The organism is Parabacteroides sp. 20_3, from assembly GCF_964238835.1.
Classification (GTDB): Bacteria; Bacteroidota; Bacteroidia; order Bacteroidales; family Tannerellaceae; genus Parabacteroides; species Parabacteroides distasonis.
Genome location: NZ_CAXSNO010000007.1, coordinates 205445 through 229177 on the forward strand (window position 1 = coordinate 205445; position 23733 = coordinate 229177).

Below are 23733 nucleotides of genomic sequence, written 5' to 3' on the forward strand. Positions count from 1 at the left end.
ATCTATTTTTTATAGTACGCGAAGATACAGGCATTTACGCGAAACTGCAATAGCGTGGAATAGAAAAACCGTTATAAATAGTTTGCTTGTTATAGGAATAAACCTTCAAATCCCCGGATGTAAAAGTAATTGCCATTCACTCTATTTTCAAAATAGCGGCGTGGTCCTTATAAATCACGTCGTGATCTGTACAATCCACGGCTTGGTCTGTATAAACCACGTCGTGGTTTGTAGAATAGTGGCGTGTCCGACAGGGAATGCCTATTGTCTCGGCCGACTATATTTCCCGATGCTCAGCGTTTTTTGTCTATATTTTTTGTACTTTCGCGGATCGAGAAATGTGTAAAGACTAATTAGTTATAAAAATATGGAAATCGCTAGTAAGTACAATCCCGCTGAAGTAGAGGGGAAGTGGTATCAGTATTGGTTGGATAACGGCTTCTTTAAGTCAAAGCCAGACGGCCGTGAGCCGTATACGATTGTAATCCCGCCCCCTAACGTCACCGGCGTATTGCACATGGGACATATGCTTAACAATACGATCCAAGATATCTTGGTTCGCCGTGCCCGTATGATGGGTAAGAACGCTTGTTGGGTACCGGGTACGGACCATGCTTCGATCGCTACGGAGGCGAAAGTGGTGAATCGTTTGGCCGGGCAAGGAATCAAGAAGACCGATCTGACTCGCGACGAGTTTTTGCGGCATGCTTGGGAATGGAAAGAAGAGCATGGCGGCATTATCTTGAAGCAACTTCGTAAATTGGGTGCTTCCTGCGATTGGGATCGTACGGCGTTCACGATGGACGAGAAACGTTCGGAGAGCGTTATCAAGGTTTTTGTCGATCTATATAAGAAAGGTTTGATCTACCGGGGTGTCCGTATGGTGAATTGGGACCCGAAGGCGTTGACGGCCCTGTCCGATGAGGAGGTTATCTATAAGGAAGAGCATAGTAAGTTGTACTATCTTCGCTATAAGATCGTAGGCGAGGAGGGATACGCCATTGTCGCCACTACCCGTCCGGAGACGATTATGGGAGATACGGCGATGTGTATCAACCCGAACGACCCGAAGAACCAACATCTGAGAGGAAAGAAAGTGATCGTTCCGCTGGTAGGCCGTGAGATTCCGGTGATCGAGGATGATTACGTGGATATAGAGTTTGGTACGGGCTGTTTGAAAGTGACCCCTGCGCACGATGTAAACGACTATATGCTGGGCGAGAAATATAATTTGCCTTCTATCGATATATTCAACGATAACGGTACGTTGAGCGAGGCCGCCGGCCTGTACGTGGGCATGGATCGTTTCGATGTCCGCAAGCAAATCGAGGAAGACTTGCGTAACGCTGACCTTTTGGAGAAGGTAGAGGCTTACGAGAACAAGGTGGGTTTCTCGGAGCGTACGAACGTGCCTATCGAACCGAAATTGTCTATGCAATGGTTCTTGAAGATGGAACATCTAGCCCAGATCGCCTTGGAGCCGGTCATGAACGACGATATCAAGTTCTATCCGCCGAAATTCAAGAATACCTATCGCCATTGGATGGAGAATATCAAGGACTGGTGTATCAGCCGTCAGCTTTGGTGGGGGCACCGTATCCCAGCTTACTTCTTACCGGAAGGCGGTTACGTGGTAGCCGAGACGGAAGAGAAAGCTTTGGAACTGGCGAAAGAGAAATGCGGTAACCCGAATCTGACCATGTCTGATTTGCGTCAGGACGAGGACGTATTGGATACTTGGTTCTCTTCTTGGCTGTGGCCGATCTCCCTGTTCGACGGTATCAATAACCCGGATAATGAGGAAATCAATTATTACTATCCGACCAGTGATTTGGTAACCGGACCGGATATTATTTTCTTCTGGGTAGCCCGTATGATTATGGCCGGCTATGAGTACAGAGGGAAAATGCCGTTTAAGAGCGTCTACTTTACGGGTATCGTTCGCGATAAGCTGGGACGTAAGATGTCCAAATCTTTAGGAAACTCTCCCGATCCGTTGCAATTGATCGAGCAATACGGTGCGGACGGCGTACGTATGGGCTTGATGCTCGCGGCTCCTGCCGGAAATGATATTCCTTTCGATGATGCTTTGTGCGAGCAAGGACGTAACTTCAATAATAAGATATGGAACGCTTTCCGCTTGGTGAAGGGCTGGACGGTAGACGATACGATCGCCCAGCCGGAGGCTTCCGCTATCGCCGTGAAATGGTTCAAGATGCAGCTGGATAAGACAATCGCCGAGGTAGACGATTCTTTCAGTAAATATCGTCTGAGCGAGGCGATGATGGCTGTCTATAAATTGTTCTGGGATGAGTTCTCCTCATGGTATCTGGAGATGGTAAAACCGGGGTATCAGCAGCCGATCGACAAGGCTACTTATGAGGCTACACTCGGTTTCTTCGATGCCTTGCTTCGTTTGCTTCATCCTTTCATGCCGTTTATTACCGAGGAATTATGGCAAGCCCTTGAGCCTCGTAAGGAAGGTGAGAGCTTGATGGTTGCCCAAATGCCGGAAGTAGCTGTTGCGGATAGCGCTTATTTGGATGCTTTCGAGATCGTGAAAGAGATCGTTGGCGGTGTCCGTACAATTCGTTTGCAAAAGAATATACCGAATAAGGATGCGCTGGAATTGCAGATCGTGGGTGAGCACAATGAGGCATTCAACGCTGTGATCGCTAAGATGTGTAACCTCTCTTCCATCTCCAAGGTAGAGGAGAAAGCGGCCGGCGCTGTATCGTTCTTGGTACGTACGACTGAATATGCCGTACCTTTAGGCAATCTGATCAATGTGGAAGAAGAGTTGGCTAAGCTTCAAGAAGAATTGAAATACCAAAAAGGTTTCTTGACTTCTGTCATGAAGAAATTAGGCAATGAGAATTTCGTAAGCAAAGCCCCGGCGAAAGTAATCGAGATGGAGAAGAAAAAGCAAGCCGATGCCGAATTGAAGATTAAGTCTATCGAGGAAAGTATCGCCGCCTTGACAAAATAAAGAGAACAGCTGTTTCTTTGAAATAAGAGCCTATATCAATCTTTCTTTGATTGATATAGGCTTTTTTGTTGATTGAGTTGAAAATTATAATATTAAACTTGTAAATAATGATACGCTGTTGTCTAAATTTTACTAACTTGCCACACGTTAACTAATTGATGTCTATTTTGTAAACTTTAAATGCGAAACATACTGTTAATAATATATTTATCTCTTACCCCAATATTTGTAGCTACTGCGGCCACTGATATCGATAGCATGGAATGTGTGCTGGCAAAAATGCCTTCGGGTGACAGGCTTGTGAAGTTGGATGAACTTGCTAGTGATAAAGGACAAGGGCTGGATTATAAATATTATGCGGATAGATTGCTCAAGGAGGCGGAGTTGAGTAAGGATGATACTTATAAAGGCAACGCTTTGTTCCAGATCATCCGGTATTATTATTCCCGGAATATAGACAGTATGCATTTTTTCATAAAGAAAGCCGAGCCTATTTATTTAGCCCAAAAACGTTATGAGGATCTTTGCCGGATTAAAGGATGGTATATTTACGCTTTATCGAGTAATGGCGAGAAGGAAAGGGTGCTAGAGAATGTACAGGCATTGAAAGATCTATCCAGCGAACTTGATTTTCCGGATGGTATCGATATGGCGAATCAAGCCCTGGCGGATTTTTACTTCAGTACGGGATTTGACGCGGAGGGAATCGCCTTGTATGAGGAGGTTTTCCTGGATATGGAGAAAAGGGATTCCCCATTGGCCAAAAGGATTACCGTTATCCGGCATTTACAAAATGAAAATATCCAAGCATCGAAGAGACTGTTTTATTTAAAGAAATTGAAAGAGTATATCGTGGAATGCGAAGAAAAAGGAATAGAGGAATTAGACGAAGATACTCCTTTATATTATGTTAAATATCTCTATCACCGTAGTTACGCCTTGCTGGGTATTGATAAGAAAGATGTCTCCCTCACATCTTACCATCTAGTTCGTGCAGAGAAGTTGGTTAAAGACTGTAACATGAGGAATGAATATCTCTCGATTTCTAATATCCGTTTACTCTATTATCGGATATCGGGCGATTATGAGCGGGGGAAAGCATTGGCTAATGAGTTAATTGATTATTGCTTACAACGTAAGAGGGCGGTATCCGTATTGGGATTGATGAAGGATAAGGCCATAATATGCTATAATTCAGGTCATGGAATGGAGGCTGCGGATGCGTATCGCGAGTATATCAGTTTGAAGGATTCAGTGACTAATGCTGCATTTTATAATGATTTAGCGAATTTACGAGCTCGTCATGACGTGGATAAATTGGAATTGGCAAATAAGAAGATGGAATTGGAGGCGGCTCATTCACGTACGAAATTATTGGTGATGGGTGGAGGGCTTGTTCTATTGTTGCTGGTTTGTTGCTCTTTGGGGTATATTTCTTATTCACGGCATAAATATGGATTGCAATTGAAACAGGCAAAAGATAAGGCGGAGGAAGCCGATCGTCTGAAATCGGCTTTCCTTGCCAATATGAATCATGAGATACGTACTCCATTAAATGCCATTGTCGGTTTCTCACAAGTATTGGTTGATGAGGAGGATCGGGAAACAAGACAAGAGTTTGCGGACATTATCCAGAATAATAACGAGCTGTTGCAGCGGTTAATCGCGGATGTCCTGGACCTATCCAAGATCGAGTCAAATTCGATGCCTCTCATTTATAAGGACCAAGATATCCCTACCTTGATGAAAGAGATTTATAGCATGATCCTATTGCGTATGCATGAGGGGGTGGAGCTTGAATTATATGATTGTGAGGAGCTGGTTATGGAGACTGACCGGAATCGTCTGACTCAAATCCTGACAAATCTGTTGACGAATGCGATCAAGCATACACAAGAGGGATCTATTCGTTTCGGATATAAGAGATCGGCTTTATCCGTGGAGTTCTTCGTGCAAGATAGTGGAGAAGGAATACCGGAAGATAAGATCGATACGATATTCAGCCGTTTCGTGCAATTGGATAACTGGAGTAAGGGGGTTGGCTTGGGGCTCGCTATTTGCCAAGGCTTGGTTGAACAGATGGGTGGAAATATCCGGGTTACTTCGAGGGTAGGTGAAGGCTCTGTCTTCTATGTGACTTTGCCATTGATACGGCCGAGGATAAGCTCGTAGTGATAATTATTATAATCTTGCGGTATGAGACAACTACGTATTATTTTCCTATTCCTGCTTTTACTGTCATCCGTTCGTATATTGGCGGCGGGGAGTGATAGCTTGCGCCGGCAGGAGGCGGACGAATTGTATAGGCTAATTCGCTATTACTATTCGAAAAATACGGATAGTATGCGCTATTTCATACAAAAGGCGGAGCCTGTGTTTTTGGAGGTAGGGCGTATTGAGGACCTGTTTCGGGTAAAAGGCTGGAATATCTATACCATGACGAGCCGCCGGGAGGATGATGGGGTTCTGCGGGAGGTGAATGCGTTGAAGGCCCTTTCTAAAGAATTGAATTTCCCGGAGGGTGCCGATATGGCGAACCAAGCGTTAGCGGACTTTTATATCGAGACGGGATTCATGAGTGAAGGTATCGCCTTATACGAAGAGGTGCTTCAGGGAATGGAGGAGCGTGACACCCCTTTGCCCAAGCGGATTTATATCATTCGCCAGATATTGAACAAAGGGAGGATGGTCGAGACAAGGAAACGCTATCTGGAGAAGTTGAAAGCCTATATCGACTATTGTGACGGGAATGGGATTACGGAATTGAATGAAGAGATGTCGGTGAATTACCTTAAGTATCTCTATCACCGTTCGTATGCGGTTCAAGGTATCGAGATGAATGATGCCAAATTAGCCCATTCGCATTTAATATTGACCAAACGTTGTGTGGAAGAGGCGAATTTAGTTAGAGAGACTCAAACGGTTATGAACTTGGAGCTGGACTATTCTATATTTATAAAAGACTATGACAGGGCTCTAACCTTTGTCGATACGTTACTCTCTATCGTTAGCTCTGAAAAGAAGAATACCCAAATACTATTGATGTTGGCGAAAAAGGCGGATATCCTTTTACAGAAAGGGGAGGGGATAAAATCCGCTAAGACCTATCAAATATATACGCATTTGAAAGACTCGCTTATGAGCGCCGAATTTTATGCGGATTTGGCTATGCTGAGGAACCAGCATGATGTGGATAAACTGGAATTGGCAAATAAGAAGATGGAACTGGATGCGAGCCATCTACGTGCTAATTTATTGACAATGGGGGGAGGTCTTGCGATTTTGATGATCATCTGTTGCTTCTTGGGATATATCTCGTATTCCCGGCATCGGTACGGATTGAGGCTAGAGAGGGCTAAGGAAAAGGCGGAGGAAGCCGATCGCCTAAAGTCCGCATTTTTAGCGAACATGAATCATGAGATACGGACACCTTTGAACGCTATCGTAGGTTTCTCGCAAGTATTGGTGGATGAGGAAGACCGGGAGACAAGGCTTGAGTTCTCAAATATCATCCAAAGTAATAATGAGTTGTTGCAGCGGTTGATCGGGGATGTGCTCGATCTTTCTAAGATCGAGTCAAATTCCATGCCTCTGATTTATAAGGAGCTGGATATTGGTTTACTGATGAAAGAGATTTATAGCATGATCTTGTTGCGTATGCCGTCGGGCATAGAGTTGCGACTGAGCGACTGCGAGGCCTTGGTGATGGAGGCTGATAAGAACCGCTTGACACAAATCCTTACGAATTTGCTCACGAATTCGATCAAGCATACCGAGAAGGGGTTCATCCGTTTTGGATATAAGAGAACGGCGGCTTCTGTCGAGTTTTTCGTGGAGGATAGCGGAGAGGGAATACCGAGAGATAAGATCGATTCCATATTCAGCCGTTTTGTCCAATTGGACAGTTGGAGCAAAGGCGTTGGACTGGGATTGGCTATCTGTCGGGGATTGGTAGAGCAAATGGGAGGAAAGATATGGGTTACCTCTGAGCTGGGAAAAGGCTCGATCTTTTATGTAACTTTGCCACTGATTCGTCCGAATGCTGGCTCGTAAAGATCTTTTTATTATCTTGCGGGGTGAAAACTGTTTATGATGATAGTATACATTATTATATAATATAAACCATGAAACACTCAAGACGTTTATTTTTTAAGCAAGGATTGGCCGGGGCTCTCTTGTTGGGAACTTCCGCTATCGCTAAGGCCGGTTTGCCGGACCCTGTAAAGCCAAAAGCCCCGAAGGCCGTAAACCCGTTCCATCTGGGAATGGCGGGATATACTTTCGTTAATTTTGATTTAGATACGACGTTGAAGACGTTGGAACGATTAGATATCCATTATCTTTGCATCAAGGATTTCCATTTGCCGTTGAATAGTACGGATGAGCAGATTAGGGCTTTTCATGATAAATGCGCTGCCCATAAAGTGACGGGATATGCCGTAGGTCCTATTTATATGAAGAGCGAGGAAGAGATAGACCGTGCGTTTGATTATGCGAAGCGGGTAGGAGTGAAGTTGATCGTCGGTGTCCCGAATTACGAGCTTTTACCCTATGTGGATAAAAAAGTGAAGGAGTATGATTTCCATTACGCCATCCACTTGCACGGTCCTGATATTAAGACGTATCCCGACGCTACGGACGTTTGGGAGCATACGAAGGATTTAGACCCCCGTATCGGTATGTGTCTGGATGTCGGACATGACTTGCGAAACGGCTGTGATCCTGTGGCCGACTTGAAGAAATACCATACCCGGGTGTTTGATATGCATATCAAGGACGTGACGGATTCTTCGAAGGCGGGAGTCGGGATCGAGATCGGTCGTGGAAAGATCGACTTCCCTGCGCTGATCCGTATGATGCGGGAAGTTAATTACACGGGAATGTGTAGCTTGGAATACGAGAAAGACATGAAAGACCCATTCTTGGGGATCGCGGAGTCTATCGGCTATTTCAAGGCTGTGAGTGATTTGACATAATGTGGGGGCGTAAATCGCCCCCTTTTAAATAGATGAAGATGAGAAGCATTCTTTTTATAGGTATAGCGGGTTTGTTGTCCGCTTGTAGCACGATTAATTATGTAGGTATCGAGACGTATAATCCTGCGGAGGTGACATTTCCAGAGAATGTCGCTAAAGTACTTATCGTAAACAATGCCGTCCCCCAACCGGAGGATGCGGGTTACGAATACACCTTGCAGGGAGAAAAGCAGGATACTTGCAAAGCGAAAGCGGATAGTGCGCTGTTTGACGCTTGCCGTACTTTAGGGGAGGCTATCGTGGAGGCTTCTTATTTTAACGACGTATTGCTTTACCATGATGCGGTTCGAAAAGATAATCAGGCGTTTCTGGATACGAAACTTACCCAAGGGCAAGTAGCGTCGCTATGCGATGAGACCGATGCCGATGCGGTTATCTCCATCGACCGCTTGCTGTTCGATATGAAGAAAAGCGTAGGTACCTTGGGCGAAGGGTATGTAATGGGAATGATCGACGTGCAGATGGCTGGCGTGATACGCAGTTACGTTCCCGATCGTGAGGCTCCACTGGCGACGGTACATATGAAAGATAGTATTTATTGGGCGGAAAGTGCGGATTATATGCCGATCTTGGATAAGGTATTGCCCTCTCCGGAGAATGCTTTGCGTGGGGCCGGTAAATATTTCGGGGCGAAGGTCTACGCTAATTTTGTTCCTCATTGGGAGAAGGAGACTCGTTGGTACTTTACCGGAATGGGTTCACGTTGGAAAGAGGCTTCCGCTTATGCGGCTAATGAGAAATGGGATATGGCAGAAGATCGTTGGTCCGGGCTTTACCGGGGTACGGAAAACTGGAAAAGCCGGGCGAAGGCGGCCTCTAATCTGGCCCTATGCCATGAGATGAGAGGAGATTTAAAAGAAGCCTATGAGTGGGCTCATAAATCATACGATTTATTCAAGCGTAATAGTGGTGATAATGATAAGAGTACCAAATTATTGGAACTCTATGTGCAGGCGTTGGCCGAACGAATTCGTTCCGATAAGAAACTAAATGTGCAATTTGGTGAGGATTAACGGCGTTATTCGGTGAATTATTATTACTTTTGACGCATATTCGAATAAAGGAGAATTAATATATGAACGCAAATATAGCAAAGGTTCAATCCCTCATCGAGAATGCTTTTACGTCGGCTATTGAAAAGCTGGCCAAGGATGAGTCCGGTAATTTTATAAGCGACTTATATGTGCAGGCCGATGCGGAAAGCGGGGAACTGCAAATTTATGATGATGAGGAGCATTTGATCGAAAAGATCGTTATCTTCGATTGGGTGAACTCGAACGAGGAGGAGAACGCATTCAATAAGCGGGTTGCCGCTTCGGTGAAGGCGGTCCTTACGATCTTATCCACCAAGAATATTTTTGACGCTCCCCGGTTCATGAAACCTCTTTCTGTTAGCTTGACTGATGAAGATTTTGTTGTGATAGAGGAACTTCTCTTCATAGACGATGATGTGCTTCGTCTGGACGATCCTCTATTAAAAGATTTAGATGCGGATTTAGATGATTTTTTAGCGAATCTTCTTGCAGATGTCAAATAAACCCTGTATCTTTGCGCCCGAAATAAAGAAACAAATGTTGCCGAAATAGCTCAGCTGGTAGAGCAACGCATTCGTAATGCGTAGGTCGCCGGTTCAAGTCCGGCTTTCGGCTCACAAAATTAGGCAGTTATCTTTTTAGGTAACTGCCTAATTTTGTTTGATAAGGCTGCGGTTCTAGCGAGGTTTGGGAGGTAAGGTTAAACTGGGTGTTAAACCGGAAATGCAATGAACGCAACAGCGTTATTATTTGCGTCAAATTTGCGTCACCAAATGCAACAAAACGCCAAAACAAAACGATTTTTATCAATAAAAAAAGCGGCTACTTGTTTTGTAACCGCTTAATTTATTATTGGTGGAGCATATCGGACTCGAACCGATCACCTACAGACTGCCAGTCTGTCGCTCTAGCCAGATGAGCTAATGCCCCGTCTTGTTAATTCATGTGCAAATATAAGGCTTTTCTTGATATATGCGCTATCTTTGTATAAGAAATTTCAAGAGAAAGGAAAGAAGATGATAGTTTATAATACGACTTTTCATATCCATAAGGATATCGTGGATGAGTGTCTGGAATATTTGAAGAATAGTTATATACCGAAAGCCTCCGAGAGCGGTATCCTTTATAGTCCTTATTTGAGACGGATCTTGGATTCGCGGAATGAGGAAGGTGAAAGTTTTTCCGTACAGTTTCATACGAGGGATATCGATTCGTTGAATGAGTGGGTGCGTAAGGAAGGCGGAGCCTTGCAGCAAGATTTGATAGGACGTTATAAAGAGAAGATCGCTGGATTCTCTACCCTGTTGGAAGATATAGAGCTACCTAAATGATCAAGGACCGTATTATATTAGGCATAGACCCCGGTACGATCGTGATGGGATACGGAATCTTGAAGATCGAGGGGAATAAACCGAAGCTGGAAGCTATGGGAATCCTGCAATTGAATAAATATGAGGATCATTATCTCCGTCTGCGTAAGATATTCGAACGGGTCTTGGCCTTGATCGATCAATACCATCCGGATGAGTTGGCTATCGAGGCGCCTTTCTTCGGGAAGAACGTACAGAGTATGTTGAAACTCGGAAGGGCACAAGGAGTAGCGATGGCGGCGGCCTTGGAGCGGGATATCCCGATCTTCGAGTACGCCCCTCTAAAAATCAAGCTCTCGATCACGGGGAATGGAAATGCGGCGAAAGAACAAGTGGCCGGCATGCTACAACGCTATCTGAAGATACCGGATGAGTCTATGCTTCCGCAATTGGACGCTACGGATGGGTTGGCGGCGGCTGTTTGTCATTATTTCCAAACCAATAATCCGATCTCGGAAAAGAAGTATACGGGATGGAAGGATTTTATCGCTAAGAACCCCGGGAAAGTCCGCTGATATGAGCTTAAAAAACATAGTTATGAAATTCTCAAACCATAACTAAGGTTCAAAGAATTCATAACTATGTTTTTATTTAGCCTAAACTGACCTTATTCTTATACGATACCTTGAGCCATCATAGCTTTCGCTACTTTCATGAAGCCTGCGATATTTGCGCCTTTTACATAATTGATATATTCGCCATCTTTACCGTGAGCTACGCATTGTTCGTGGATTGCGCTCATGATCTGATGTAATTTAGCGTCTACCTCGGCGGCGGTCCATGAGATATGCATAGCGTTCTGAGTCATCTCTAATCCGGAAGTAGCTACACCACCGGCGTTGACAGCCTTACCCGGAGCGAATAATTGCTTATGCTCGATGAACAAGTCTACAGCCTCAGCCGTACAACCCATGTTAGAAACCTCAGCTACGCACAAAGTCTTGTTCTCGATCAACTTACGAGCGTCAGCCTCGTTCAACTCATTCTGGGTAGCGCATGGCAAGGCTATATCTACTTTTTGTTCCCAAGGTTTCTTGCCGGGATAGAAGGTAGAGCCCGGGAATTCGTCTGCGTAAGGAGCTACGATATCATTTCCGGAATTACGCAATTCCAACATATAGTCGATCTTCTCGCCGGAGATACCCGCCGGATCATAGATATATCCGTCAGGACCGGAGATAGTAACCACCTTAGCGCCCAACTCGGTTGCCTTTGTAGCGGCACCCCAAGCCACGTTGCCGAAACCGGAGATGGCGACCGTCTTGTCCTTGATATCGATTCCGTGAGTCTCCAACATTTGATGTACGAAGTAAAGAGCGCCGAAGCCGGTAGCTTCCGGACGAAGGATAGAACCTCCGAACTCCATGCCCTTACCCGTGAACGTACCTGTGTTCTCGCGAGCCAATTTCTTGTACATACCGTACATATAACCAACCTCACGGCCACCTACGCCTATATCGCCAGCCGGAACATCCCTGTCCGGACCAAGATTACGCCATAATTCAAGAATAAACGCTTGGCAGAAACGCATGATCTCGGCATCGCTCTTTCCTCTCGGAGCGAAATCGGAACCGCCTTTGCCACCACCCATCGGAAGGGTTGTCAAAGCGTTTTTAAATGTTTGCTCGAATCCTAAGAATTTCAAGATAGACAAGTTAACGGACGGGTGGAAACGGATGCCTCCCTTGTACGGGCCGATTGCGTTGTTGAACTGAACACGGTATCCCAAGTTAACTTGTATCTCACCTTTATCATCTACCCAAGGCACACGGAAAGTGAAAATACGTTCCGGCTCAACTAGGCGTTCAATGATTTTCGCTTTCTCAAATTCCGGATGTTGGTTGTACACTTCCTCAATTGATAAAAGCACTTCTTTTACTGCTTGCAAATACTCCTTTTCTCCCGGATGTTTTGCCTCTAGCGCTGATAAAATAACTTCAGTCTTCATAGCATTTATATTCTTTAAAAGGATAACATTCTGTTGGCAAATGTAGGTAATTCTTTGGAATGACCAAGAGTTTCGCTTACTTTTTATCAGTGAAAACCTAAAAATCTTCAGTTAGAGTCAGAATGCGTACTTTCATGTTTCAATAGTTATTATTTTTCCTTACATTTGACTCGAATAATTCTATCAGAATCTATTATGAGCGGTATACCGAACTTAAAAGACTTGGTGTTCAGAGACACCCCGTTTGCCAATCTAATGAATAAGCGTATATATAATGTATTGCTTATCGCTACGAAATATGATTCCTTCATGCTGGAAGATGACGGGCGTGTAGATGAGCAGATATTTAACGAATATACTTCCTTAAGCCTCCGTTACCCACCACGGTTTACGCAGGTGACTACCGAGGAGGAGGCTTTGAATGAGTTGAAGAACCGGAACTTCGAATTGATCATTTGCATGCCGAATATGGATAACCGGGATATATTCGCTGCGGCGAGCGAGATAAAGGTGCATTATCCGAATATCCCGATCGTTGTATTGACTCCTTTCTCGAAAGAGGTGTCTAAGCGGATCGCCAACGAGGATCTGAGCGCTATCGATTATGTGTTCAGCTGGTTGGGTAACTCGGAGTTGTTACTGGCGATTATCAAGTTGATCGAGGATAAGATGAACGCTCCGGACGATACGGCCAGCGTGGGCGTACAGATCATCTTGTTGGTGGAGGATTCCATTCGTTTCTATTCGTCCGCTTTGCCTCATTTATATAAGTTCGTGTTGGAGCAGAGCCAAATGTTTGCGAAGGAGGCGTTGAACGATCACCAGCGTACGTTGCGTATGCGTGGCCGTCCGAAGATCAAATTGGCCCGGAATTACGAGGAGGCGGTACGTATCTTTGATCAGTATCGAGATAATATGTTGGGTATTATCTCGGATATGAGTTTTATGCACAATGGCGTGAAAGATCCGTATGCCGGTTATAAGTTTGGACAGTATGTACGAAAAACGGGTTTGATCATTCCTTTCGTGTTGGAGTCTTCGGAGGCCAGCAACCATGTGTACGCGAAGGAACTGAACGCCTCGTTTATCGATAAGAATTCCAAGAGTTATCCGCAGGATTTGAAAAAGAAGATCATGCAGCGTTTCGGTTTCGGCGATTTCGTGATCTTGAATCCGCATACGAAAGAGGAGATCATGCGCATCAAGGATTTGAAAGACCTTCAAAAGAAAGTCTTTCAGATTCCCGACGACTCGCTGGTTTACCATCTCTCCCGGAATCATTTCTCCCGTTTCTTTTATTCCCGTGCCATGTTTCCGCCCGCCGAGGTTTTGAAGCATGTGGACGTGAGTGACTATAAGGATATGGATGAGGCCCGGAAATTGATTTTCGACTTGATCGTGCAATATCGCCGGATGAAGAACACGGGTGTCGTGGCGGTTTATCAGAAGGATCGTTTTGATGAGTATAGTAATTTTGCCCGTATCGGCGACGGTTCGCTGGGAGGTAAGGGTAGAGGTCTTGCCTTTATCGGTGCGATGGTGAAGCGATACCCTAAGCTGGAGAGTGATAATTTTGCCGTGAATATCCCGAAGACGGTCGTGATCTGTACCGATATCTTCGACGAGTTCATGGAGACGAACGAGTTGTATCCGGTAGCGCTGGGCGATGCGGACGACGAGACGATCCTCCGGTATTTCTTGCGGGCCAGCTTGCCCTCCCGTTTAATCGAGGACTTGATGGCTTTCTTCGATGTGGTGAAAAGCCCGATCGCCGTGCGTTCCTCCAGCCTGCTGGAAGATTCGCATTATCAACCTTTCGCCGGGATCTATTCTACGTATATGGTACCTAAGATCGAGGAGAAATACGATATGCTCCGTACGGTGAGCGACGCTATCAAGGCGGTGTATGCCTCTGTCTTTTATAAGGATAGTAAGGCGTATATGACGGCTACCTCGAACTTGATCGATCAGGAGAAGATGGCTATCGTCTTGCAAGAAGTGGTGGGCTCCCGTTATAATGATCATTTCTATCCGACGATGTCGGGCGTGGCCCGTTCCTTGAATTTCTATCCGATCGGTAACGAGAAGGCGGAGGATGGGATCGCGAATATCGCCTTGGGATTGGGTAAATATATCGTCGATGGCGGGCAAACCTTGCGTTTCTCTCCCCGACATCCCCATAGCATTTTGCAGATGAGTACGATGGATTTCGCTCTCAGGGAAACGCAGACTCGTTTCTATGCCTTGGATTTGAAGAATATGGCGGAAGCTTTTTCGGTGGATGATGCCTTTAACTTGGTGAAGCTGGGCTTGAAGGATGCTGACGCTGAGGGTTCCTTGAAATATATTGTCTCTACATACGATCCGTACGATCAGATTATCCGTGACGGTTATTACCCGGGCGGTCGTAAGATCCTTTCTTTCGTGAATATCCTACAGCATGACGTATTCCCGCTGGCGGATACGTTGGATCAGATCTTACGGATCGGGCAGCAGGAAATGGGCCGTCCGGTAGAGATTGAGTTCGCTGTCAACATGGACCCGTCGGATCATACAAGGGCGACTTTCTATCTGTTGCAAATCCGTCCGATCGTAGATAATAAAGAGATTATGGACGAGGATCTGAGCTTGGTGAAGAACGAGGAAACCATCCTTTCTTCTACCAGTGTTTTGGGGCATGGCATCGTTGGCGACGTACAGGATATTATCTATGTGAAGACGGGCGCTTTTAATTCATCCAATAATCAGTTGATCGCTTATGAGATCGAGAAGATGAACCGTTCGTTTACCGATCAGGAGAAAGGATACGTATTAGTCGGTCCCGGTCGATGGGGGAGCAGCGACTCTTGGTTGGGTATTCCGGTGAAATGGCCGCATATCAGTAACGCACGGGTGATCGTGGAGTGCGGATTGGAGAATTATCGGGTAGACCCGAGTCAAGGTACCCATTTCTTCCAGAACCTGACTTCGTTCGGAGTGGGCTATTTTACGGTTAATCCATTTAAGGGAGATGGTTGGTTCGATGAGGCGTTCTTGAATGCGCAACCTGCCGTAGAGGAGACGGAATATCTTCGTCATGTACGTTTTGATGCTCCGATTACGATTAAGATGGATGGGAAGAAAAGTCTTGGCGTGGTATTGAAACCATAAAAAGATAGCGTTTCAAGAGAAGATAGTTGTTTGTGGATTTGCGAGACGAGCCGGTAAGACGGGTCTCGCGAATCCATTTTTTATTTCAAGTGGAAAGTGGCAAGAACCGCTTTGTGGTCGGTAGGCCAGATTCCAAGGGGAGTCATGATCGGGTCGGAGGTCTCTTCCGTCTCTCTTTGCCCACGGAGGATGTCACCTTTCGGACCGATGATACATACATCTGTAAGCGTTAATCCCTCGAATGGAGCGTAATGGATGAAATCGATGCGATCTCTATCGTCCGCTTTCGGCGACCAAACCAATTTCTCTAAAGCGATATCCTTACAGTCCGCCGGGCAGGTAAGTCCCGGATGAGTTACAGGGTTCGGGAAGATCTCACGGTACGTATCTTTGAAGCCGTCTTTCTCCAGCATGACGGATACGTGCCAAGGAACAACCAATCCTTGGTGGTCTCTTATATCTTTGGTCGCCTCGGTCCAGTCCAGATGAGAAGGCTCGTTAAAGTCCCCTCCGAGGATAACGATCCGTCCGGCTTCCCGATCCTTTTTCGCCTCTTTCAGGAAGCAAGCGATAGCGTCGTCACGGACAGATTGCTCGTTCAACCATAGGAGTGTGTCCAGATTGGTGACAGGAGGTTCCTCGTCCCATGTATTTCCGTCGTATCCACGGGCATCGTAATAAGCGCAATTGCGATAATCCAGATGGGCGGTGTAAAGAGCTACCTCGGTATCGCCGATGTGGGTAATGGCCTTGTACATACTACCCCTGTCATCGTTCAAGGGATAGACGGTCGTGCTATCCGTGATCGGGTAGCGGCTTAACAGACCGGAATCCTCGGTGTAGAAAGAATAGTACGTTTGTCCTCTTTGCTGCAACGCTTCCACGATCCGGTCGCAAAAACGGGTCTGATGATAATTACGTACCTCGCTTAACGTAACGAAATCGGCGTTACTTCTTACGATCTCGTCAGCGATAGCGTCAAAGCCTCCTTTTACGACAGCGCCTTCCTGCCAGATGTTGAATTGAAGAACCTTGAAAGTCTTCTCTTGCTGGCAAGAGCTGAGGCCCAGCGCGATCAACAAGAGTAAGTAGATAAAACTAGTTTTTTTCATGTGTGGAATATTTTGTTAGATGTTTTGTCGTAGCCATTCCTCGGCGGCGGCCAAGGTTTCCGGCTTGCCGATATCCAATAGTTTTAGGTTATCCGCCATATAAGCCCTGATATCGGTTTTGGCGCAAATAGCCAGATAGAAGTTAATGATAGAGAACTTTCCGGTCCATTCTTCCATCAGCTCCAATATCTTGGGCGAGAGTACGTGGATTCCGCTAAAGGCGTACTCGTTGTGTTGATCCGGGTCAAAATAGGGATAGTAAGATTTTACCTCGCCGGTCTCATGATTACGCCAACCACACAGTCTATTCTCCTTATTAAATAATAGATAACGTGAGGTATTGCGCTGGCTGACGAGTAAGGTAGCCAACGGGTTCGTTTGTACATGGGTATCGTATAGTTTCTTGAGATCCACGTTCGATAAGATATCGACATTATGTATCAAGAAAGGCTCGTTCCCGCATAAAAGAGAAGTGGCCTTCTTGATTCCTCCTCCCGTATCCAGCAGATAATCGCTCTCGTCCGAGATTTCGATCCGGACACCGAAGTTGTTGTTCGCCTCCAGAAAATCCACGATCTGGTTGCCTAAATGGTGGATATTGATCACGATCTGGTCGAAACCGGAGGATTTCAGTTTCAGTATGACGTGTTCTAGCATCGGTTTGCCTCCGATAGGTATAAGCGCTTTTGGCGTGTGATCGGTTAACGGCTTCAGTCTGGAACCAGTACCGGCCGCGAAAATCATAGCTTTCATAATGTAGGGTTAAAGAGTTGTTCTATATTTTGTTCTCTATGTACTAAATGTACTTTTACTCCGAACTTGGTGTTAAGATGTTCCGCCAGATGTTGTGCGGAATAGACCGAACGGTGCTGTCCTCCCGTACATCCGAAACAAATCATCAAATTGGTGAATCCACGATCCATATATCGTTTTACCGAGGCGTCTACGATATGGTAGACATGCTCGAGGAAGTTCGTGATCTCCCCGTCATCCTCCAAGAACTGGATCACTGGCTCATCCAAACCGGTGAAATGATTGTAACGCTCGTATTTACCGGGGTTGTTTATCGCACGGCAATCGAATACGAATCCACCTCCGTTCCCGCTAGGGTCGTTCGGGATTCCTTTTTTATAGGCGAAGCTCATGACTTTTACTTCCAGCATATGTTTCTGGATATCATCCGTGAATTGTTTCAACCCGGTAAGCTCACGAAGGACGGAGCATAAATAGGGATATTCCGGATAGTCATTCTTCAATAACTGCCGCAGGTTCTCGATCGCGAACGGGACGCTTTGGATGAAATGAGGCTTTTTCTCGAAATACCCCCGGAAACCATAAGCCCCCAATACCTGCAAGGTCCTAAACAGGACGAAATGGCGCAGCTGGCTATGGAAGTAAGCCTCGTCTACCGGGATATATTTACGTAGGGCCGTGATATAATCCGATAGTAATTCATTCCTCAGATCCTCCGGATATTTCGCTTTCGCCTGCCAAAGGAAGGAAGCCACGTCGTAATAAACCGGGCCTTTTCGTCCACCTTGAAAATCAATAAACCAAGGCTCTCCGTCCTTTACCATAACATTGCGTGACTGGAAATCACGGTATAGGAACGTGGCGGATGAACTGCGTAACAATACGTCGCTCATCTTCAAGAAATCATCTTCCAGACGGTTTTCTTGAAACTCCATCCCGGTAGCCTTTAAGAAACAGTACTTGAAATAATTCAAGTCCCAAAGGATAGACCGTTGGTTGAACTCGGCTTGCGGATGGCAATACGAGAAATCGAAACCGTCGGACCCCAAGAACTGGATGTCGGGGAGTTTGGTGATCGTCTTGTGTAATAAACGGCGTTCCTCCTCGTCGAATACACTGCTTTTACGGCCTTTCTCGATGGCGTTGAAAAGAAGCGTATCTCCTAAATCTTCTTGGATATAAAATGAATGGTCGTCCGAGCTGGCATATACTTGCGGTACGGGTAAGCCCTTCCCCCGGAAATGTTTTGCCATATAGATAAAAGCCTCGTTCTCCTCAATAGAAGTGCCACTAACTCCAATCAACGTCTCAGGACCTTTTATCCTGAAATACCGGCGGTTAGAGCCGGATGACGGTAACTCCGTTATTTCCTCTGCCGGTGATCCGGTATATGATTGGTATAGCTTCCTAAGTTCTTCTGTTATCATACTTATCGATTTACGGCACTAAGATACCGCTTTTTAATTGAAAATTGAGAATTGAAAATTGAAAATTGGGACTTCGTTGGAAATAAGAAAGGGGAATAGCCTCTCAAAGCCTATCCCCCTCGCTTATATGATCATCAATCTCTCCTCTCTAACTAATTTTCAATTCTCAATTTTCAATTACCTAGAGTATTCCTTGTGCCATCATAGCCTTAGCTACCTTCATGAAGCCGGCTACGTTGGCGCCTTTCACGTAGTTTACGTAACCATCCTCTTGCTTTCCGTATTTTACGCATTGCTCGTGGATACTTTCCATGATACTCTGAAGTTTCTGGTCTACTTCCTCGCTGCTCCAGCTTAACTTCTGTGCGTTCTGAGTCATCTCAAGACCGGAAACGGATACACCACCTGCGTTAGCGGCCTTACCCGGAGCGTAAAGGATCTTGGCCTCAAGGAATGCGTCGATAGCTTCTGGTGTAGAAGGCATGTTAGCACCCTCGGATACGGCGAAGCAACCGTTAGCCAATAAAGTCTTGGCATCGTCGCCGTTCAACTCATTCTGGGTTGCGCTCGGCATAGCGATGTCACATTTCTCTCCCCAAGGACGAGCGCCTTGTACATATTTGCATCCGTATTGCTCCGCGTATTCACGGATACGGCCACGATACAAGTTCTTCAACTCCATGATATAATCCAGTTTCTCACGGTCGATACCATCCGGATCATAGATATAACCGTCGGAATCAGACATCGTGACAACTTTCGCTCCAAGACTGATTAATTTCTCTACCGTATATTGAGCCACGTTTCCGGAACCTGATACACAAACTACCTTGTCCTTGATGTCAATGTTGCGGGTTTTCAGCATCTGCAACAAGAAATATACGTTTCCGTAACCTGTAGCTTCCGGACGGATCAAGGAACCTCCGAACTCGATACCCTTACCCGTGAATGTACCCGTATTCTCACGAGCCAATTTCTTGTACATTCCATACATATAAGCCACCTCACGTCCGCCTACACCGATATCGCCGGCGGGAACATCCGTGTCCGGACCGATATGGCGCCATAACTCAAGGATGAAGGCTTGGCAGAAACGCATGATCTCAGCGTTTGACTTTCCTCTCGGGCTAAAGTCGGAACCTCCTTTACCACCACCCATCGGCAATGTAGTCAGTGAATTTTTAAACGTTTGCTCAAAAGCCAAGAACTTAAGGATCGATTGGTTTACGGAAGCGTGGAAACGGATACCGCCTTTGTACGGGCCGATAGCGTTGTTGTGCTGGATACGGTAACCCATGTTCGTCTGGATTTGTCCCTTATCGTCCATCCAAGTTACACGGAAAGAGAAAATGCGATCGGGGATACAAAGGCGCTCGATCAAGTTGCTTTTCTCAAATTCCGGATGCTCGTTGTAAGCTTCCTCGATAGTCCCTAAAACCTCTGATACTGCTTGATGATATTCCGGTTCGTTCGGAAATCTTCTTTTCAAGTTGTCTAAAACTTCACTTGCCTTCATGACTGAATTTTATATTTAGAATGTTATACCATTTTGTTATCCGTACGCCGTTTGTTTAACGACGTGGCAAAGGTAAGCTAATTTTTGACACTAGCAAATAATTGAAAGAGAAAATGCGTAAAAAATATCATTTAGATATATTAAGTTTGAAAAAACGACGAAATGTTATTCATCTCTATGCTTGAAACTCTTATAGATCGGAACGAACACAATGATAGCGGAGGCTACAAGGGCAAATATGACGTCGAAATTGATCGTTTCGCTGTATACAAGCAGCATGTAGCATAAGACACCCCATAGTAAGGTGATACATACGGCTTGACTATTTGTTATCTTTCTGCGTGCCATTGATTACATTTGTTTAGTTTGAGGAAATAAGCGATCCGAAATAAATCACCAAAGCCAAAAAGACAGCTATGATGACGAATAGGATCATGATTTGTTTCTCTAAGGGATATTTTCGTAGAAAAGGGATATGACGTGCGAATCCGGCGACTTGTTCTACCGGTTCCGCTTGCTCGTCTTCCCGGGGCAGGTCGTAACCGCCTTCCTCCATGATCTTCATGGCTCGGGGAACGTCGCTTTCCAGAATCTCCACCCGTGCGCCGCCTACGTCTACGTAACCGGCCATGATCTGGCTGCTTAACTCATTGCGGAGATAACATTCTATCCCTTCCGACCTCAACAGGGCCATCAGCGGTTGGGCATCCGCCGGATAGGTGAACCGGGCTATTTCTACGATCTTGTCCATGGTATTTGTTTTTCTGCAAATGTAAGTAGACAATCACGAATTAACCGTGTTTTTTATTGTAATTTACTTTTTTTATACGTGAAAATATGAAACAGTATGATTTAGCGGGGGGTATGCGGATGTATATAGCCCGATTGAGAGAGCAAGGACGTTATTCGTCCGCCAAGAGTTATCAAGATGCCTTGAATTCATTCCTGCGTTTTTGTGGGCAGGAGGTGATTCCTTATACCCGTATCGACCGGGAAATGCTTTTGAGGTATCAAGACTATTTGCAGGACCGGGAATGCTCGTGGAATACGGTATCTACCTATATGCGTAGAATTCGCCGTGTGTATGGGTTGGCGATGGAGAATGGGGAGGCTCCTTTTTCCCGTTATTTATTCAAGGGGATTTTCATGGGAGTGAAAAGCAAGCAGAAGAAGGCATTGCCTGCGAAATCCTTGCGTTTGTTGATGACCGCTCCGTTGGATGATTCGGGGCTGCGGAAAACGCAACAGGCATTGTGTCTGATGTTCTTGTTTTGCGGTATGGCGTTTGTCGATTTCGCTCATTTGAAAAAGTGTGATATCCGGAATGGTGTCTTGAGGTATAAACGCCAAAAGACGGGTACGCCGATGTTGGTCGAGATACAGCCTGTGGCCAAGGAGTTGTTGACGGCATTGATGGCCGGCACGCTTCGGGATTCTCCCTATGTATTCACTTTCTTGAGCGGGACGAAAACGGGTGAAGAGGCCTTCCGGGAATATACCTCTGCCTTGGCTGATTTCAACAGGTCCTTGAAGGAGCTGGCAAATGCCTGTGGTGTGACGGAAATGGTTACCTCGTACTCGATCCGTCACTCTTTCGCCACGGCATTGAAGGAACAGGGTGTACCGATCGAGATGATCAGCGAATTGCTGGGACACCAATCGATCAAGACCACGCAAATCTATTTGAAGAGTTTCTCTTTGGATAAGATGTCTGCGGTGAACAAGGCTTGCTTCGAGAGTATATATAATAATGTATCAAAGGTGGGGTAGGCGATCGGCTACTTGGGAAGTAGCGTAATCTTCCACGCCGCAAATTTAGTAAAAAACACCGAATAACAAACAATTTTTAGGCTTTGTGTAAGCTTTGTTTGTTTTCTAAATTTGTCTTTCCTCTATTTTTCGTTTCTATTCGTGGTGTATGGACACGACAATGGAGACGAAACGACCCCATATTTCCTGTATCATCACGTCACATCATAAAAATCGTACGAACATCGTGTAGAGACGGGGCACGCCCCGTCTCATCCCCTCAAATGGGTATTTTAAATTACTGCCAGACGGTGGGAGACGGAGCACGCTCCGTCTCTACAACTGGGTAATAATGATTTTCTCACTTTTTACGCTACTTCCCAAGTAGCCTATCTTCCGTGTCCCGATAGAAGAGATATTGACATGGTTTCTATTGCTTTAAAATTTTCGGGAATAGAAAAGAGTATTTGATTTAAGTATTAGATTATCAGTGTATTAATAGAATATGCTGATATGGCATTGAAGTATCTATGGGTCATGATCTTCCTCCTTTACCATTGCGTGATGTCCATGCAGTAAGATGGTATGTATTATCTCTTCCCGCTTGTCACAAAGGTCCAGCCAAGGGTTTGCGGAAGGAGTTAGATCGCAGGGTGCGTTTGGGCGAGCCTACGTTCGATTTTTTCGCCCCCTCTTTTGTGGAGATGCATCGTCGGGAAGGGCGTTTGGTGGAGACTCACCGTCCGTTGCTCTACAATTATGTGTTTATCCGCTCTTCTGTGTATGAGATCTTCCGTTTGAAACGGGATTTTCCCTTGTATAATTTCCTGCCTAGCGTGGATGGCCGTGGCTCGTATCCTTTTGTCTCCGATCGTGAGATGGAAAACTTGCGTTGGGTTGCTCGTTCTTACTCGGATGAGCTTCCGGTGTATGTGCCGGAAGCGGGTTATTTGCGTAAAGGTGACCGGATACGCATCACGGATGGTCGTTTCAAAGGTGTTGAGGCAAGTGTAGTAATACAGCCCGGTGTTGGCGAACGGGAAGTAATGGTATGCGTGGACAATTGGATGTGGGTTCCTTTATTGCGTGTTCAGCCGGGCGAGTATGAGGTGATCGGCTTGGCCGAGGAAGGCAAGCATGTATATACCCGTTTGGACAATTCCCGGATACAAAATGGTCTTCATGAGGCGTTGGGCCGTCATTGGGGGGATGGTGGCGTTACGGCTATAGACCGTGAGCTGGCGACCGAGACCTTGCGTGCTTATGGGGAGTTGCAGCTGGATTCTGCCGTGATGCGGTGCAAGCTCTATTCTCTCTTGTTGCCCGCCTATACGATACTTGGGGACGAGGAGCGGCAAAAGTCGTTGATCGGAACGATCGTCTCGTTCTTACCCTTGATCCGTGCGGAGCAGTCGTTGGCATTATTACTGCTTACGCTTTATGGCTGTACGGATAGCAGTATTTATTATTATCGTGCGCACGAGTTGATCGATCCGTGGAGCCGGGAATCCTCCCCGAAGAAGAGTAAATTATCCTTGATCCGTCGGTTAGCCGACTACGACCGCTGGCTAAAACATTAACAGTTGACAAGTGACAGTTAATGGTTGATTCACCGCTGTGCGCAACTGTCAACAGTCACTTGTGAACTG

General features: G+C 45.8%; 18 protein-coding genes and 2 tRNA genes. 12 read left to right on the forward strand and 8 right to left on the reverse strand.

Translation table 11 applies throughout. From position 1 onward, the window contains the following. The first annotated feature begins 367 nt into the window (after positions 1-367). From ACESPU_RS15495 to ACESPU_RS15525, 7 genes are all read left to right on the forward strand, one after another. A complete protein-coding gene (locus tag ACESPU_RS15495) occupies positions 368-2989 on the forward strand; it encodes a valine--tRNA ligase (protein ID WP_057326602.1) in 2622 nt (873 codons plus the stop codon). A 180-nt stretch (positions 2990-3169) separates the two neighbouring features. Continuing rightward, positions 3170-5161, forward strand: coding sequence for a sensor histidine kinase KdpD (locus ACESPU_RS15500; RefSeq protein WP_122380460.1), 1992 nt, complete (start codon positions 3170-3172; stop codon positions 5159-5161). 24 nt (positions 5162-5185) lie between these two features. Beyond that, positions 5186-7042 (forward strand): sensor histidine kinase KdpD, encoded by a 1857-nt coding sequence (locus ACESPU_RS15505; protein WP_233570176.1) that lies wholly within the window; start codon positions 5186-5188, stop codon positions 7040-7042. 71 nt (positions 7043-7113) lie between these two features. Further along, on the forward strand, positions 7114-7965 hold the full coding sequence (locus ACESPU_RS15510) for a sugar phosphate isomerase/epimerase (protein ID WP_008772587.1): 852 nt from the start codon (positions 7114-7116) through the stop codon (positions 7963-7965). Between the two features lie 38 nt (positions 7966-8003). Beyond that, positions 8004-9038 (forward strand): DUF6340 family protein, encoded by a 1035-nt coding sequence (locus ACESPU_RS15515; protein WP_158532356.1) that lies wholly within the window; start codon positions 8004-8006, stop codon positions 9036-9038. Between the two features lie 62 nt (positions 9039-9100). Next, positions 9101-9562 (forward strand): hypothetical protein, encoded by a 462-nt coding sequence (locus ACESPU_RS15520; protein ID WP_008772585.1) that lies wholly within the window; start codon positions 9101-9103, stop codon positions 9560-9562. Positions 9563-9601: 39 nt separating this feature from the next. Continuing rightward, a tRNA-Thr gene (locus tag ACESPU_RS15525) sits at positions 9602-9674 on the forward strand. Between the two features lie 238 nt (positions 9675-9912). Here ACESPU_RS15525 and ACESPU_RS15530 read toward each other — a convergent pair. After that, a tRNA-Ala gene (locus ACESPU_RS15530) sits at positions 9913-9989 on the reverse strand. Positions 9990-10075: 86 nt separating this feature from the next. Between ACESPU_RS15530 and ACESPU_RS15535 the strand changes: the two genes are divergently transcribed. Together ACESPU_RS15535 and ruvC are read left to right on the forward strand one after the other, a co-directional pair. Further along, positions 10076-10390 (forward strand): DUF4286 family protein, encoded by a 315-nt coding sequence (locus ACESPU_RS15535; RefSeq protein WP_005868538.1) that lies wholly within the window; start codon positions 10076-10078, stop codon positions 10388-10390. Then, positions 10387-10944 carry a crossover junction endodeoxyribonuclease RuvC gene (gene ruvC / locus ACESPU_RS15540; protein WP_005858764.1) on the forward strand — a complete coding sequence of 186 codons (558 nt, stop codon included), beginning with the start codon at positions 10387-10389 and terminating at the stop codon, positions 10942-10944. Before ACESPU_RS15535 ends, ruvC begins: the two co-directional genes overlap by 4 nt. A 98-nt stretch (positions 10945-11042) precedes the next feature. Here ruvC and gdhA read toward each other — a convergent pair whose 3' ends face one another. After that, on the reverse strand, positions 11043-12377 hold the full coding sequence (gdhA, locus tag ACESPU_RS15545; protein WP_005868539.1) for an NADP-specific glutamate dehydrogenase: 1335 nt from the start codon (positions 12375-12377) through the stop codon (positions 11043-11045). A 195-nt stretch (positions 12378-12572) separates the two neighbouring features. On the opposite strand from gdhA, the gene ACESPU_RS15550 reads away from it, so the two are divergent. After that, entirely contained in the window at positions 12573-15527 is a 2955-nt protein-coding gene (locus tag ACESPU_RS15550) for a PEP/pyruvate-binding domain-containing protein (RefSeq protein ID WP_005868540.1), read from the forward strand. A gap of 80 nt (positions 15528-15607) precedes the next feature. Here ACESPU_RS15550 and ACESPU_RS15555 read toward each other — a convergent pair whose 3' ends face one another. The 6 genes from ACESPU_RS15555 to ACESPU_RS15580 form a co-directional block, all read right to left on the reverse strand. Next, complete coding sequence (locus tag ACESPU_RS15555; protein WP_373133488.1) at positions 15608-16639, reverse strand: endonuclease/exonuclease/phosphatase family protein; 1032 nt, start codon at positions 16637-16639, stop codon at positions 15608-15610. Positions 16640-16654: 15 nt separating this feature from the next. Continuing rightward, positions 16655-17392 carry a nucleotidyltransferase family protein gene (locus tag ACESPU_RS15560; protein ID WP_005858756.1) on the reverse strand — a complete coding sequence of 246 codons (738 nt, stop codon included), beginning with the start codon at positions 17390-17392 and terminating at the stop codon, positions 16655-16657. Then, positions 17389-18819, reverse strand: a complete 1431-nt coding sequence (locus tag ACESPU_RS15565; protein WP_005868544.1) for a phosphotransferase — start codon at positions 18817-18819, stop codon at positions 17389-17391. Before ACESPU_RS15565 ends, ACESPU_RS15560 begins: the two co-directional genes overlap by 4 nt. A 181-nt stretch (positions 18820-19000) precedes the next feature. Next, on the reverse strand, positions 19001-20335 hold the full coding sequence (locus tag ACESPU_RS15570; RefSeq protein ID WP_008779376.1) for an NADP-specific glutamate dehydrogenase: 1335 nt from the start codon (positions 20333-20335) through the stop codon (positions 19001-19003). Positions 20336-20500: 165 nt separating this feature from the next. After that, entirely contained in the window at positions 20501-20683 is a 183-nt protein-coding gene (locus tag ACESPU_RS15575; RefSeq protein WP_005868546.1) for a hypothetical protein, read from the reverse strand. Positions 20684-20696: 13 nt separating this feature from the next. Beyond that, the gene (locus ACESPU_RS15580; RefSeq protein ID WP_005858748.1) at positions 20697-21086 is read right to left on the reverse strand and encodes a DUF2007 domain-containing protein; all 390 of its coding nucleotides are present in this window, start codon (positions 21084-21086) and stop codon (positions 20697-20699) included. An 86-nt stretch (positions 21087-21172) separates the two neighbouring features. Here ACESPU_RS15580 and ACESPU_RS15585 point away from each other — a divergent pair, with 86 nt between their 5' ends. Together ACESPU_RS15585 and ACESPU_RS15590 are read left to right on the forward strand one after the other, a co-directional pair. Next, positions 21173-22105 carry a tyrosine-type recombinase/integrase gene (locus ACESPU_RS15585; protein WP_373133489.1) on the forward strand — a complete coding sequence of 311 codons (933 nt, stop codon included), beginning with the start codon at positions 21173-21175 and terminating at the stop codon, positions 22103-22105. Positions 22106-22614: 509 nt separating this feature from the next. After that, complete coding sequence (locus ACESPU_RS15590; protein ID WP_217772966.1) at positions 22615-23664, forward strand: transcription termination/antitermination protein NusG; 1050 nt, start codon at positions 22615-22617, stop codon at positions 23662-23664. Positions 23665-23733: the final 69 nt, after the last annotated feature.

Coding starts and splice junctions, on each gene's coding strand:
- ACESPU_RS15495 (WP_057326602.1), top strand. CDS start 368: ATGGAAATCGCTAGTAAGTACAATCCCGCTGAAGTAGAGGGGAAGTGG.
- ACESPU_RS15500 (WP_122380460.1), top strand. CDS start 3,170: ATGCGAAACATACTGTTAATAATATATTTATCTCTTACCCCAATATTT.
- ACESPU_RS15505 (WP_233570176.1), top strand. CDS start 5,186: ATGAGACAACTACGTATTATTTTCCTATTCCTGCTTTTACTGTCATCC.
- ACESPU_RS15510 (WP_008772587.1), top strand. CDS start 7,114: ATGAAACACTCAAGACGTTTATTTTTTAAGCAAGGATTGGCCGGGGCT.
- ACESPU_RS15515 (WP_158532356.1), top strand. CDS start 8,004: ATGAGAAGCATTCTTTTTATAGGTATAGCGGGTTTGTTGTCCGCTTGT.
- ACESPU_RS15520 (WP_008772585.1), top strand. CDS start 9,101: ATGAACGCAAATATAGCAAAGGTTCAATCCCTCATCGAGAATGCTTTT.
- ACESPU_RS15535 (WP_005868538.1), top strand. CDS start 10,076: ATGATAGTTTATAATACGACTTTTCATATCCATAAGGATATCGTGGAT.
- ruvC (WP_005858764.1), top strand. CDS start 10,387: ATGATCAAGGACCGTATTATATTAGGCATAGACCCCGGTACGATCGTG.
- gdhA (WP_005868539.1), bottom strand. CDS start 12,377: ATGAAGACTGAAGTTATTTTATCAGCGCTAGAGGCAAAACATCCGGGA.
- ACESPU_RS15550 (WP_005868540.1), top strand. CDS start 12,573: ATGAGCGGTATACCGAACTTAAAAGACTTGGTGTTCAGAGACACCCCG.
- ACESPU_RS15555 (WP_373133488.1), bottom strand. CDS start 16,639: ATGAAAAAAACTAGTTTTATCTACTTACTCTTGTTGATCGCGCTGGGC.
- ACESPU_RS15560 (WP_005858756.1), bottom strand. CDS start 17,392: ATGAAAGCTATGATTTTCGCGGCCGGTACTGGTTCCAGACTGAAGCCG.
- ACESPU_RS15565 (WP_005868544.1), bottom strand. CDS start 18,819: ATGATAACAGAAGAACTTAGGAAGCTATACCAATCATATACCGGATCA.
- ACESPU_RS15570 (WP_008779376.1), bottom strand. CDS start 20,335: ATGAAGGCAAGTGAAGTTTTAGACAACTTGAAAAGAAGATTTCCGAAC.
- ACESPU_RS15575 (WP_005868546.1), bottom strand. CDS start 20,683: ATGGCACGCAGAAAGATAACAAATAGTCAAGCCGTATGTATCACCTTA.
- ACESPU_RS15580 (WP_005858748.1), bottom strand. CDS start 21,086: ATGGACAAGATCGTAGAAATAGCCCGGTTCACCTATCCGGCGGATGCC.
- ACESPU_RS15585 (WP_373133489.1), top strand. CDS start 21,173: ATGAAACAGTATGATTTAGCGGGGGGTATGCGGATGTATATAGCCCGA.
- ACESPU_RS15590 (WP_217772966.1), top strand. CDS start 22,615: ATGGGTCATGATCTTCCTCCTTTACCATTGCGTGATGTCCATGCAGTA.